Origin of the sequence: Lewinella sp. 4G2 (assembly GCF_001625015.1) — a bacterium.
GTDB lineage: Bacteria > Bacteroidota > Bacteroidia > Chitinophagales > Saprospiraceae > Neolewinella.
In genome coordinates, this window is sequence record NZ_LVWJ02000014.1 from 3,913,149 (window position 1) to 3,926,733 (window position 13,585).

At 55.5% G+C, this 13,585-nt stretch carries 8 protein-coding genes; 6 read left to right on the forward strand and 2 right to left on the reverse strand.

The window, feature by feature from the left end:
• Positions 1-66: 66 nt before the first annotated feature.
• The 3 genes from A3850_RS20345 to A3850_RS16060 are packed head-to-tail and all read left to right on the forward strand — an operon-like array spanning position 67 to position 2,924.
• The gene (locus A3850_RS20345) at positions 67-891 is read left to right on the forward strand and encodes a hypothetical protein (protein WP_068218763.1); all 825 of its coding nucleotides are present in this window, start codon (positions 67-69) and stop codon (positions 889-891) included.
• A 43-nt stretch (positions 892-934) separates the two neighbouring features.
• Positions 935-1,489, forward strand: a complete 555-nt coding sequence (locus tag A3850_RS16055; protein WP_068218766.1) for an RNA polymerase sigma factor — start codon at positions 935-937, stop codon at positions 1,487-1,489.
• Complete coding sequence (locus tag A3850_RS16060; protein WP_068218769.1) at positions 1,479-2,924, forward strand: outer membrane protein; 1,446 nt, start codon at positions 1,479-1,481, stop codon at positions 2,922-2,924. The genes A3850_RS16055 and A3850_RS16060 overlap by 11 nt, the downstream gene beginning before the upstream one ends.
• Before the next feature lie 83 nt (positions 2,925-3,007).
• On the opposite strand, the gene A3850_RS16065 is transcribed toward A3850_RS16060, so the two are convergent.
• Positions 3,008-8,056 carry a gliding motility-associated C-terminal domain-containing protein gene (locus A3850_RS16065; protein WP_068218772.1) on the reverse strand — a complete coding sequence of 1,683 codons (5,049 nt, stop codon included), beginning with the start codon at positions 8,054-8,056 and terminating at the stop codon, positions 3,008-3,010.
• Positions 8,057-8,457: 401 nt separating this feature from the next.
• Here A3850_RS16065 and pepT point away from each other — a divergent pair, with 401 nt between their 5' ends.
• Positions 8,458-9,690 (forward strand): peptidase T, encoded by a 1,233-nt coding sequence (gene pepT, locus A3850_RS16070; RefSeq protein ID WP_068218775.1) that lies wholly within the window; start codon positions 8,458-8,460, stop codon positions 9,688-9,690.
• Complete coding sequence (locus tag A3850_RS16075) at positions 9,687-10,121, forward strand: hotdog fold thioesterase (RefSeq protein WP_068218779.1); 435 nt, start codon at positions 9,687-9,689, stop codon at positions 10,119-10,121. The genes pepT and A3850_RS16075 overlap by 4 nt, the downstream gene beginning before the upstream one ends.
• 11 nt (positions 10,122-10,132) lie before the next feature.
• On the opposite strand, the gene A3850_RS16080 is transcribed toward A3850_RS16075, so the two are convergent.
• A complete protein-coding gene (locus A3850_RS16080; RefSeq protein WP_068218783.1) occupies positions 10,133-11,719 on the reverse strand; it encodes a sulfatase in 1,587 nt (528 codons plus the stop codon).
• Between the two features lie 609 nt (positions 11,720-12,328).
• Between A3850_RS16080 and A3850_RS16085 the strand changes: the two genes are divergently transcribed.
• Positions 12,329-13,579 (forward strand): DEAD/DEAH box helicase, encoded by a 1,251-nt coding sequence (locus A3850_RS16085; RefSeq protein ID WP_068218786.1) that lies wholly within the window; start codon positions 12,329-12,331, stop codon positions 13,577-13,579.
• Positions 13,580-13,585: the final 6 nt, after the last annotated feature.

Genomic DNA, 13,585 nt, shown 5'->3' on the forward strand with positions numbered 1-13,585 from the left:
GCATCACTGTCTCTCATTCCCTGATAAGGTGCAGTTCAACTTCCTTGATCAATACCAAACTCTTCGATGCGCCATTTCCTACTTGCCTTCTTGCTTTGCACCTGCGGCAGCGCCCTCTTCGGGCAGCAAAATCTACCCGTGGTGCAGGACGTGCTGCACCTTCGCTCTGGCGGTGAGGTGCGGGGGCAAATCCTTGAATTGAAATTCGGAGACGTTGTATTGATCCTCACGCCAAAAGGAGAGACAAAGACATTTAAGTGGAACGAGGTGAAGCGGGTCGGATACCGCGAATTCGTCGGAGCAAGACCCAAGACCCCGACTGCTCCTGAGGAGGACACGGAAGCTACGCCCATGCCGTTTCAACGCCCAACGCGGGCGTGGTTTCACCGGGTCCATGCACATGGTTTACTCGGCCGTGAGGCTTTACAGAATGACTTCAGCCCCGAAGAGAATATCTATGGGCTGGGGATCAGCGCTTACCACCTACGCGCTCTCGGTAAGCTGAATTTAGGGGTTGGTATTGATTATGCCAATATGCACTTTAGCCGGGAAGAAAGGACCATCGGATTGCTCGGGACGGCGGAGCTAAACCTGCCGGTTTCGGCTTCCAAAAACTGGGGATTCAACGCCCGCTTGAATGCCGGCCCTACCCTTCCGCTGATTCGCGCCGCTTCCGGTCAGGTAATTGAATCAAGAAAACTGAGTATGCTAGTGGAGCCTTCGCTTGGCATCAATTTCAGCACCGATGGTAACCCGTACAGCACACTCAGTATCAATCTTGGCTATCGTTTCCTGGACGCCGGTTTCACGGTCACTACCGCCACGCTCGACCTCGTCGAAAGAACCATCAACTACCGCCGCGTCATGCTCGGGGCGGGTTATACCTTTTAGCAGTAGAAACTGCCGGAACCATGCACCAATAGCGAACCTCATTTTGTCCATTAGCCAACACGAACGGGATTTGGTAAGCGGCGCCCTTCGCGGCGACCGCCGATTGCAGGAGGCCTTCTACCGCCACTTCGCACCGGCAGCCCTTACCGTATGCCGCCGCTATACGGCAGACCGTAGTGAAGCGATGGAGCTCCTCAACGTGGGTATGCTAAAAGTCTTCGAAAAGCTAGCGCAGTTCCGCGGGGAGGGAAGTCTGGAAGGGTGGATCAAACGCGTTGTTTTTAACGCTACCATCGATCACTTCCGCAAACACAAGCAGCGGCCAACGTTGGAAATTGCCGACTGGGACCAAGCCGATGACGCCGCAGCCACCCACGCGCTGTACGCCGATGACCTGGGCAAGTTGATCAACCTACTGCCCGAACCGACCCGCGAAGTATTCTGGCTCTTTGCCGTTGAGGGGTACGACCACGCCGAAATCGCCGCCCGCCTTGCCTTCTCCGTAGGTAACAGCCGCTGGCACCTGAATAAAGCCCGAAAAATTTTGAAAGCTCAACTCTCCACTAAGCCCTACCAACACAATCGCCATGCAGGATAACAATTGGACTGACGACGGGCAATTTTACGACGAAGCCTGGGCCAAAATGGCCACCCAACTCGACGCGCTACCCCGGCGCAGGAGAAGTAGCCCGTGGTGGTCAATCCTTCCCTTGCTACTGCTAGGTATAGGCTTGGCCTGGTGGATGATCTACTCCACACAGCCGGTTGAAATGATTGGTTCGCCCATAGGCAAACCTACCGCAAGTAGCGCGGAGGTGCCATTTAATAAGACGGAAGAGGCGCTGCCGCAGGTGCCAAAAAATGGGAAGCAACAATTGGCCACCGATCTATCGATGAGTTCAACTCCACAGTTAGTGGAAGCCCAAACCCTCAGGACCAAGACGGGTAACGAAGGGCAACAAACCGGGCAGGTAAACAGAACACTGAAACGCTTTGGAAAGAGTTCCGACCTAACTCCGGCTTGGGATATTGATTTGGCAAAGTCTGATCTAGAAAGGCCAATGGGGGATGGCAACGCCATTGCCCAAAATGAGCATAACCACTCTTTAGGTGGTGAACCAGCAGTACTTGACAGTTCACCTAAAATTAAGGATTTCTCCCCCGCATCAACCTCCCTTCAGGATATCTCCCCTACTATGCTGACGACGTCGCCCGTGACAACTTCTGTGGCGACACCTCAAACGGGCGCATCAATATTGATTGATCCTGCGGCGCCGCTTCCGGTCAAACTGAGATCTAGCCTGACCCTTCCCGTTACCACCCCATTCAAGTCGAAGACAACCACCAATCTGTTTGTCGAAGCCGGGGTAACCAGCGCCACTTCCTTCGACAACCTTGGGTACACACTGGGTGGCGGGGTTCGCCTTAATACGGCCGGGCGGTGGTCCTTCCCCATTACACTGGAGTACCGCTACGATCCGGAACAAATTAAAGACCTTTCCTTCGAAGAAGCAGAAGCGATGGATGTAACCGTTACCTCACCTCCAGTGATAAGCGTGGAAGCAGTATCACAAAACGTACTGGAAGATCTAGAAGCCAATGAACTTGCGTTACTAAAAACCCAGAGTATCGGTCTTCAGTTGGGTGCCCAGTACCGAGTCGGCGGGCGCCTATCCATATCCGCTGGTTTAGGGCTGGACTATCGCCTCGTGGCAAGCGGCCCCTTAGTTCAGGACCCGAGTGGCAACGTGCTACTTGATCTGCGCTACGATGGAAGTGGTGTCGGAGATGTATTCAGTGAGCGAATCACTCAAGGCAGCAACACGAATTTTTCCGCATTGGACCAAGGAATCACTAATCCGGAAATCAATCGTTTCGCCGTGACCTCCTCCGCTCGCTTACTGTACCGGATTGCTAATCGTTTGGATACTTACCTGGCGGTGCGGCACGCTCCACGTGATTTCGCTAAAGACAACTCTTATCAGATTAGTCCCACCAGATTCGGCGTTGGCTTGCGGTACCGGTTGCGTTGATAATAGCTACTTTGTTATGCGTCCATTCAGCCTGAATTGATGTGCCCAAACAAGCTTTACCCATTGGACCCGACGAAGGCAACCTACCGCATAAGCATGATCTCTCCGCCGAAGTTTTTCGTCCCGCCACCGAAGAACTCTACGGTAGCGGCGTATATGTAAAGACCGGAGTTGAGCGCCTCGCCGCGGAAAGAACCATCCCAACCTTCTTCAGTTCCATCGACGGGGAGGTTGCTAGCCTGATAGAGCTGCGTACCCCACCGATCGTAAACAATCAAAGAGCGAACGGCTACGACGCGATCTCCATCCGCCAGGGGAACGAAGTGGTCGTTGACGCCATCACCATTTGGGGAAAAGCCGGTCGGGAAATAAACGCCGATCCGTTGGTCCACAATGGCCTGCACCTGCGCCAGCGCCTGACATCCATCAATCGTCCGCACCATAACGGAGTAATTGGTGGTTTTTAACGGGCGCGCCACCGGGGTTAAGCAGTCCGTACAACTCAAACCAAGGGCGGGCGACCAAATCACCGTATCGATTTCAGCCGGAGCAAAGTTGGTGGCCAGGGGTAATAGCGTGCTATCGCCAAGATTCAGTGTGACCTTAGTGGGCACCTCAAGGGTAAATTCCCGTAACTCCGTAATGGTCACCTCCTGATCGGATTCGCAACCCCTGACGTCCTGTACCCGGAGCGTGTAGTTACCGGGATCAAGATTAGTGAACTGGGTTTCCAAACCGTAGGTCTCCCCGCCATCAAGTGAGTACATAAATGGACCGATACCACCAGCAACCTCCCCAATGGAGATTGTTCCCGCCGGCAGACTACAGTCGGGGGAGGCAGCCACGACAGCAAAACTGTCCAGCAGGGTTTGTGTAGCCACGAGCGAAGCGACACTGGCGCAGCCGTTAATGGGGTCACTAACCCGAAGCGTATAGGTAGCCGCACCGGCGATGGTAGCTTCGGGACCAGTCGCACCCGCAAGAATCTCGCCACCGACGGTAGTCCACTCGAAGTCTAAATCGTTCGCTCCAGTAGCGCTGGCAATGACGTTGAAAGGAACGGGATCACAACCCAGGTCAACTTCAGTGGGGAGGTCGATGGACGGCGCCGTGCGGTCCTGTCCCACCACCCAGTTGGCGCGGTCGGCGCAACCGTTGAGTGGGTCCGTAGCCATGAGTTCGTACTTACCCGGCGTAGCCACCATGAGCTCGTTGCCCGTCCCGACACCAATGGTTTCGCCATTTGGATCGGTCCACTCGCGCATGAGTTGATTGCGGCCAGCGGTCTGGGTGCTACGCAGCATCACTTCCGGGACGCTGCACGTGATCATGCCCGCCGGATCCGCGATGAGGTTAGGACTGAGCGTATCCATCTCTACTTCAAAAGAGAGTACGGAAGCGCAAAAGTTGTTTTCGTCCACGACTGCAACGGTATACGGGCCAGGCTTAGTAATTCGTGCACTCAGGCCGTTGGGAGCAGTACTGACCGGCGGGCCACTCCCCCGCCATTCGTACCGGTAGGTGCTCGTACCAGACTGATTTAGGGTGGCTACCGTTTCGGTCGTCACACAGGTAAGCGTAGCGAGCGGTTCGATAGTGGCAGTAGGGGTAATAGTATCAATTGCTACGTTGATCAACGCTGAATCACTACAGCCGTTGCCGGGGTAATCAATGCGTAACTGGTATTCTCCAGCGCTGGTCACTTGCAGTTGATCGGCGGAGAAATCGTCGAGTGCAGCGCCGCTAGTATTGGTCCAGCGATAGGTGGCAGGTTGGGTCAGAATGGAAGTCTCACTACCAATTGTCAATTCTGTGTCCCGACAATTCAGTATTCCAGGTGGTGTAAGGTTAACCACCGGTCGCTCATCATCCAAGGCGACGTTTACGGTGGCCGTAGTCACACACCCATTGGCGGGGTTGCTGACGGATAACTGGTAGCTACCAGCAGTGGCTACTTCAAGAGTCGGCAGGTTAGGGTTAGCGGGTAATTGGCCATCAGGGGTAGTCCAGGTGTAGGTAAGTCCAGCCTCCTGAGTAGCCCCCTGGTTTAAGCTGACTTCAAGAATTGCACAACTGAGCGTAGCCGTTGGCGACAGGTCCACGACGGGCCGTTCTCCATCCTCAGTAACCACCGTAAAGGCCTCAGTAAAGCACCCGTTGCTTTCGTCCTCCACTCTGAGGGTGTAGGTACCGGCCGCGTCGATCCGTACGTCGCGTTGGTCGGTGGGGTCAACAAAACGGCCGTCGGGACTCGTCCATGAATAGGTGATGTTCGGACCGGAAGAAGAGGTAGCTGCATCCAGGGTGGTTGCCGGATCCAGACAGGTCAGTACTGGGGCATCCGTGATCGAGGCTACGGGAGCGATGATGTTTTGATCCACGGTGATTGTAGCGGAGGAGCTACAATTGGAAGTAGGGTTCAGTACCGTCAGTGTATACGTCCCTGGTTGGTCGATGACGGGAGTGAGCTCATCTTCTCCGGATACGATGTTGCCCGTGGTCGCCCAACTCACGTTAAAGTTGCCCGGATCGCCGATGCTACCCGCAAGGTCAAGCGTCGTCACGTCGCAAGTCAGTTCGCCGTCAGCTTCCGCCAGCGAAATGGTGGGTCTATCCTGGTCCGCCGTAATCTCCACGGTGTTCGTGGCGATACAACCATTTACGGTGTTCGTTGCCGTGAGGGTATACGTTCCTGGAAGTGTCCCGGAGATTTGGGATTGGTCGAGATTGGTCAGGTCTGTCGTTGGCGCGCCACTCCAGGCGTAGGTTACGTTCGCCTCGGTGGCCGCCGTCCCCAGCGTAACGGTTTCTTCGGTGCACGTTAATTGCAAGAGGGACGCATCGACGTTGGCCACTGGCGCTACGGTGTCGACCGTAATACTGGCGGCTGCGTTGCTGGTGCAACCATTGCGGCTGTTGCTGATGGTGAGCCGGTATACCCCGCCATTCGCAACGGTGGTCGGGGCGGGCTGACCCAACTCATTAGTCCATGTGTAGACCAAGTCGTCGCCCTCGGATGATCCGGTGGATATCAGGTCCGCCGTACGGTTAGCGCAGTCAATATTATTCGTTGCTCCGACCCGGACGGTTGGTGTCTCGTTATCGGCGACGACTTCAATCATTCCGGAGACGTCACAGCCATCCGCACGTTGCGTGACGGTCAGGATGTAAGTCCCAGCGGCGTCAACGGTTGGCGAAAGCGTGGTTGCACCGGCCATGATATTCCCATCGGTCGTGGTCCACAGGTAGTCCACTTCTTCACTGGTGGGCACGGTAGCGCTGAGATCGATTTGGGCGCGATCGCAGGTGATCAGCAATGGGTCCGCGATGCTGACACTCGGGTTGAACCCCTCCTGAATAATGGTGACGCTAACACTATCGCGGCACCCGTTGGCTTCAACGACGAGAAGCTGATAAGTTCCCGGAGCGGTGGCTTGGGTCACGAGGGCATCCGTAGCTCCCCCAAAACTTCCGACGTCGGTCGTCCACGTATAAGTCGTACCCGGCGTAGCGGTGGATCCGTTCCCGGATAGCGATACGGGATCACCCTGGCAGTTGATGGCTTCAGGATTAGCAACGCGGGCGGCCGTAGGAACGGTGGATCCACCTACGTTCACCGTAGCGGAATTGGAACAACCCGTACGGCTGTTCGTGACCGTCATCAGGTAACGTCCAGGCTCCGTGACGCTGGGCGTGAGGGTAGCCTCGCCACTGGCGATTGTACCGTTAGTGGTCGTCCACTGCACCGCGTCGTCGGGGCCAAGGGTAGTGCCGGAGCCATCCAAAGTGACGGTAGTGACGTCACAAGTGAATGCATCCGCCGTTGCGATCGTGGCGGCGGGGGTGGTGAAGTCCTCCCCAACAATGATCTCATCCTGGGCCGAGCAGCCGGCCGTGGTGATCATCGTTACCAGGTAGGTACCGGCAGAACCTACCCTGATCTCTTCCTCATCATTATCACCAATGATCGACCCATCAACGGTGGACCAGATATATCGGGTTCCGTTCGGGACGGTGGATTGCTCCGCGGAAACAATGGTGGTGGTCCGGTCACACGTAAGGTCGCCCTCACTGGTAAGGAGCGGCATTGGTGTGCCGGGGCTCGGTACTACGGTAACGGTGCGGGAATTGGTACAGGTATTTTCTCCCAGGGTGTAGACCATATCCAGCGTGTAGGTGCCGGGAGCGTCGACACCGACTCGCAGCTGGTTGGCACCGGATACAATATTGCCGTCCGTGGTAGACCAAGTGTATTCGTAGCCGGGGCCGTCCGGGGTGTCCCCGGTATTCAGCACGTACCCACCACTGGGTGGGTTACAGGGGAGGTTGTACTCGTCCTGCAGGTCCAGGTTGTTCTCCACTACCGTGACGGTTACCTCGTCGAACTGTTCGCAGACGGGGGCGAAGAAGAGGTCATCAATACCAAAGTTGTAGCCCCGGTAGATCGTAGTCTGATTAACGATACAGATCTCCGCCGTCGTCTCCCCGTCGGTGGACTGCCAGCGTTCATCGAAGAGATCCCAAGTGCAAACGTTGTTGATATCCGGGAAGAAAATGGGACCAACCACATCACCATTCACGGAGAATTGGAGCTGGGCGGCGCCAACGTCCCAGATCGCGGTGATCCAGGCACGCAGGACGTAGCTTTCGTTCGGGATGATGGGTACGGTCTGGCACCATACCCGTTCATTCTGCTGAATGGAACCGTTACAGTACATGGCCATACCACCGCCCATGTGGTCATCACACTGGGTGAAAACGGGGAGTGTTGGCTGATTGATGTCACCAATCACGTAGCTACTACCTGGAGCAATGGGTTCATCCGCGGTGCCCGGCGCAAAGGCATAGTCCGTTTCAAAACCGACGTTACCCAATTCAAAGCCGGGATTGTAGACAAGGTTGTCCTCCGGGTCTGCGGTGTATCCCACCATGGTGTAGACGGTGGTTTCAGTGGGATAGGCATCCGGGTTTTCGGTTTCCGAATCCACCAGCGTAGGGTCGGCGAGCCACTCAAAGCCGAAGGCATCTTCCGAAATGCTGCCCTGCAAGCGGATGGGCACCTCCTGGCCGCAAACCAGTAGGTCCGGCCCCGCATCAACGGTGATTCCGCACTGGGCGGAAATGGCGGACAAGAAAGTAAAATACAGGGGTGTTACTAATGCTAAACGTCTGAGGTTCATAGCGTAAATATAGCTAGTGCACGTATAATGGAGAGGGGTATTTCTCCCGCTCTGATGAGTTGTCGTACCTGGGTAATCAACTGACTCAACAATGGTTGCTGGCTTTCATGATTTACGGTCTCTCCATACCAACCAATCGCTTAATCATTGCCGGCCTTTATGTACCCATTGCGGGGCTGTCGTAACTATTTAAGTGGCATCTGCATCTCTTCTCAAGCTAGGCCTTAGCTTAGCGATTATACGTTCGTCTCAGCTCAGATTCTGGTTGGAGACCAATCCTGATTCACCCAATTCCACTGCACCCGCGGCAGCGCCCAGCTCCGCAGGCAGTTGTGAAGTATACCTTTTCATGAATGCTGCTAGATCGCTTCTTACGTTACGTTAAAATCGACACCGAGTCGGACCCGCACTCCCCTACCCAACCGAGTACGGAAAAACAAAAAGACCTCGGCCGGGTACTGGCGGCGGAATTACGCGAGCTCGGATTGGACGACGCACACCTTGATGAACACGGCTACGTTTACGCCACCCTGCCGGCCAGCCCCGGTGGTGAAGATGCACCGACGATCTGCTTTTGTAGCCACATGGACACTAGCCCAGATGCGAGTGGCAAGAATGTTAAACCCATCGTGCACGAGAACTACCAGGGTCAGGATCTGATCTTGCCGGATGATCCGAATGTCGTACTGAGAGTTTCGGAGCAAAGAGGACTGGAACGCGCCATCGGTGACACCATCGTCACGGCCAGTGGCACCACCCTCTTGGGAGCTGACAATAAATCGGGATTAGCCGCCATCATGACCGCGGTAGAAACCCTGGTCAACACCCCCGAAGTCCCTCACGCCAAGCTCAGAATATTGTTTACGCCCGACGAGGAAATTGGACGCGGCGTCAATGCCGTGGACATGAAAAAATTAGGCGCAGACTTTGGCTACACCATCGACGGTGAGGAGTACGGCAGCCTACAGGACGAAACCTTCAGCGCGGATGCTGCGCGTATCGACATCACCGGCGTCAGCGCCCATCCCGGCCTCGCGAAGGGCCACTTGGAAAGCGCCATCAAAATTGCCGCTTCCATCATCGACCGGCTTCCCAAACAGGGGCTCAGCCCGGAAACCACCGAAGGTAAGGAAGGCTTCATCCACCCAATTGAGGTAACGGCAAAGGCAGAGAGCGCGACGATTGATCTCATCTTGCGTAGCTTCAAAACAGCAGAGCTCAACGACCATAAGGTACTGTTAGAGAACATTATTGATGATGTGAGTACAAACTTCCCGAATAGTAGCATCAAGCTTACCGTCTCGGAACAGTACCGCAACATGAAAGAGGTACTGGATATGCACCCGGAAGTAATGCAACTGGCCACTCAGGCCATCAGAAACGTAGGCATCACCCCCAAACCGGACAGCATCCGTGGGGGCACCGATGGCTCCCGCCTGAGTTTCATGGGACTCCCCTGCCCGAATATCTTTGCGGGAGAACACGCCTTCCACGGCAAATACGAATGGGCCAGTGTGGAAGAAATGCAGGCAGCCTCCGACGTCGTCGTAGAAATTGCCCGCCTGGCAGCAAAAACAAATGCATGATCTGGAAATCAACAATTACCGTTGAAGGCCTCAACCAATTCGGCGTCAATACCGCCGGGGATGCGCTCGGTATCCGCTTCACTGAGGTCGGCGACGATTACCTCGTCGCCACTATGCCCGTTGACAAGAACACCGTACAACCAATGCGGATGCTGCACGGCGGCGTGAGTTGCGTACTCGCTGAGACCCTCGGCAGCGTAGCGGGTATGTTTTGCGTGCCCAACCCCGGTGTGGACTACGTGGTGGGGACGGACATCAACGCTTCCCACCTCCGCGGCGTGCCCGAAGGTGGAGAGGTGACCGGCAAGGTGACGCCCGTGCGGGTGGGCCGCACCGTCCAGGTCTGGAACATTGACATTACCGATCAGCGGGGTCGACTGGTTTGCGTTAGCCGCTTGACGTGTGCGGTGGTCAGCGGTAATAAGTCCTAACCTGGAATTGTCTAATCGGTAACGAGTAGTTCTTCCTTCAGCGTGGCCATTCGCTCGCGGAGTCGGGTTTTGACGGCTTCCAGTTCTGGATCGTTGATGCGATTGGTTAACTCATCGGGGTCGGATTCCAAATCAAACAGTTCCTCTCCTTCGAAGCCGGGTTCGGTAAATTGAATCAGTTTGTATCGCTCATCCCGTACGCCTTCGTGGCGGGCTACACGGTGGTAAGAATTCATTTGCTGGTAGTAGCGGTAGTAGATACCCTCCCGCCAGTCGGCCGGGGTCTCCCCTTCCAGTAGTGGACGGAGGCTGTGGCCTTGAAGCTCTTCTGGCACCTCTACGCCTGCGTAGTCCAACAGCGTCGGGCCCAGGTCGATATTCAGTACCAGATCCTCGTTCAACCGCTTTCCCTTAAATCCGGCGGGGTACCGAATCATGAGGGGCGTCCGGTGGCTTTCTTCGTACATAAAGCGCTTGTCGTACCAACCGTGCTCACCGAGGTAGAAGCCCTGGTCGGAGGTGTAGATGACGATGGTGTTTTCATCCATTCCCGTTTCCTCCAAATACTCCAGCACGCGACCTACGTTGTCGTCTACGGACTTTACGCTGGCCAAATAATCTTGCATGTAGCGTTGATAGCGCCAGCTTAATTCAGCGTCGGTGCCCTTTACTTTTTGCCACTCTTCGCCAATTCGCTTGAGGTAAGGCGCGTAGGCTTCCCGCTGTTCCGGTGTAAGCCGGTTTAGCTGCCGCTGTAGGTTCTTCACCTGGTCGAAGTTGGGGTTCTTAATGAAGGTGGCTCCGCCAGTACCGGGGTCCGGGTTTTGGTAGTCGCCGGTCACCTTATGGTCGTGGCTGGTAAACATGTCGGCGATGCGCATGTCGGCGTGCTCGGCCGCTGGCCGAGTGGCGTAGTCGTCGCGGAGGGTAGCGGGCTCTGGGTAGGTTTTGTCTAACAGGCCGGGCAGATCTCCTACGTCCGGCATCCAGTTACGGTGGGGTGCCTTGTGCCAGTAGAGCATGAGGAAGGGTTGTGGCTCTTCGGCATTATTTACTTTTTCCAATTCGGCTAGTACGTGGTCCGTAATCAGCGTCGAAGTGTATCCGGTCTCCGGCGCCAAGGTATCGCCGTTGTGGACGAATACGGGTTGATAGTAGGAGCCCTGCCCTACTAGACCGCGGAATTCATCGAACCCGCGCGGCATGGCCTGAAGGTGGTGCTTCCCAATGAGGGCAGTACGGTAGCCCGCGTCGTGCAGGGCCTCGGGGAAGGTCCACTGCTCAGGGTTAAAGGGACTCAGGTTATCAATCTTGCCATTCAGGTGGCTATACTTTCCGGTCAAAATTGCGGCACGGCTGGGGGCACAAATAGAGTTCGTAACGAAACTGTTCTGAAAGATCACGCCTTCATTGCCGATCCGGTCCAGATTAGGCGTTTGAATCAATTCGTCGCTGTACGCGGAGATGGCTTTTTGCGCATGGTCGTCCGACATGATGAACAAGAAGTTCGGCCGGGGCAGTTCTTCACTAACGTCAGTCTGGGCGCTGTCGCAGGTGCAAAAGAAAAGGGCAAGAATGAGAGGAAGAAGCTGGCGCATGTAGATCGTTATTAAGCGGACGGACAAAATCTGAAGCTACGTCATTTCCGCAAATTGAGACGTCAAACGATCAGCTTCAGTCCATGTTGGTTGACGGGTAGCCATCACCCAAATTTAAACTATTGAAGGCACCCATCGTTGATTAGGGGCACGACCGTCCCATACCATTGGTTGACCCTACAGTTTATATAAATTGGGAAGTGATTTGGTCTGTCTAGGGCGGGCCTCAACCCAGACTTGTCGGGTTCGGAAACCTGGTTTGAAGACCAGGCGGAAGACAAGGGGATTACTGAAACCAGACCAGCTATCCCAACCGTGTTTTTATGAGGAGTCAAACCACTCCTGGGGCGGCGTGCGATTTTAGTTAGATAGTAGCGTAGTCGGGTAGTCAGGTAGTAGTGCACTACCCGACTACCCGACTAAAATACTAAACCTTACCTTTGCGTCAAATTTCGGAGAACGCCCACGGCAAAAATCAGGTCAGCCGACCAAGCCCGGCGTGAATTACTCCCGATCGAGAGCTGCTTTTAGCTCCAACTTCTACTTTTACCAGAGTTCCCGAGCGTGTTGTAATTCCGCTTCCTTGGGTGCTCACCCCCCAACTAACAAATGGAAAACAAACGTTCTAACGGAGGCTCCAAGAGCCGACCGAACAATCGCCGTAATAAGTCTAACCGCTCCGGAGGCGGAGGTAACCGCCGTGGAGGTGGTGGAGGCGGCCGTCGCGGTGGCGGCGGTGGCCGCAGCAACCACGTCTACAAGCCCATCGCCGCTGAACTCATGGTACACGAGGCCGTCCCCATGCAGGAGGTCAAGTACGAAGCCAAGACGAAGTACGCTGACTGGGATATTCACCCGAAACTAAAAGTAGCCCTCCGCCAGGCCGGTTGGGTTGCCCCTACGGAAATCCAGGAAGCTTCCTTCGCCGACATCATCGAGCTGAAGGACATCATGGGCATCGCTACGACCGGTACCGGGAAAACGGGTGCCTTTCTCATCCCCATCATCGACGCCCTGTTGAAGGACGAGCCCTTCCAATCCCTCGTGCTCGCCCCCACCCGGGAGTTAGCCCTGCAGATTGAGGATGAGTTTAAGCTCCTTACGAAAGGGATGACCTTCACCAGCCTCACCCTCATCGGTGGGCGGAACATCAACACTGACATCCGTGCCCTCAAGCGCCAGTACGACCTGATCGTGGCCACTCCCGGCCGCCTCAAGGATCTGCACGGGCAGGGAGAGATCGACCTCCAGGAAGTCTCCGTCCTCATCCTTGATGAGTTTGACCGGATGCTTGATATGGGTTTCCAGAAAGACGTAAAGTTCATCGCCGACCAGATCGGGGACCGCGACCAAACCATGCTCTTCTCCGCCACACGGGACAAGACCCAGGAAAAGATCATCAGCTACTTCCTGACGGACCCCGCCATCATCGCCGTGAGCAGCGGTGAGGCCAGCGCAGAGCACATCAATCAGACCGTCAAGTACGTATCCGGCGACGAGCGTTTTGGCACCCTCATCGACATGTTGGAAGACCCTAAGCTGAAACGCGTCCTGGTCTTCGCCGAAACGAAGCACCGGGTGAAGAAGATCACCAAGAAGCTCAACCAGGCCGGCATCGCCGCCGATGAGATTCACGGTAATAAATCCCAGAACTACCGCCAGAAGGCACTGGGTAAATTTAAGTCCGGTAAGATCAAAGCCCTTTGCGCTACCGACGTGGCCGCCCGTGGCCTCGACATTGATGATGTCACCCACGTCATCAACTTCGAAGCTCCGACGGATTATGACGTTTACATCCACCGCGTAGGCCGAACGGGGCGGAATGGGAAGACAGGTGAGGCGATCACTTTTGTTGATTGATTAATC

Bases quoted from the DNA above. Each gene is read 5' to 3' on its own strand.
- A3850_RS20345 (WP_068218763.1), top strand. From the start codon at position 67: ATGCGCCATTTCCTACTTGCCTTCTTGCTTTGCACCTGCGGCAGCGCC.
- A3850_RS16060 (WP_068218769.1), top strand. From the start codon at position 1,479: ATGCAGGATAACAATTGGACTGACGACGGGCAATTTTACGACGAAGCC.
- pepT (WP_068218775.1), top strand. From the start codon at position 8,458: ATGCTGCTAGATCGCTTCTTACGTTACGTTAAAATCGACACCGAGTCG.
- A3850_RS16075 (WP_068218779.1), top strand. From the start codon at position 9,687: ATGATCTGGAAATCAACAATTACCGTTGAAGGCCTCAACCAATTCGGC.
- A3850_RS16080 (WP_068218783.1), bottom strand. From the start codon at position 11,719: ATGCGCCAGCTTCTTCCTCTCATTCTTGCCCTTTTCTTTTGCACCTGC.
- A3850_RS16085 (WP_068218786.1), top strand. From the start codon at position 12,329: ATGGAAAACAAACGTTCTAACGGAGGCTCCAAGAGCCGACCGAACAAT.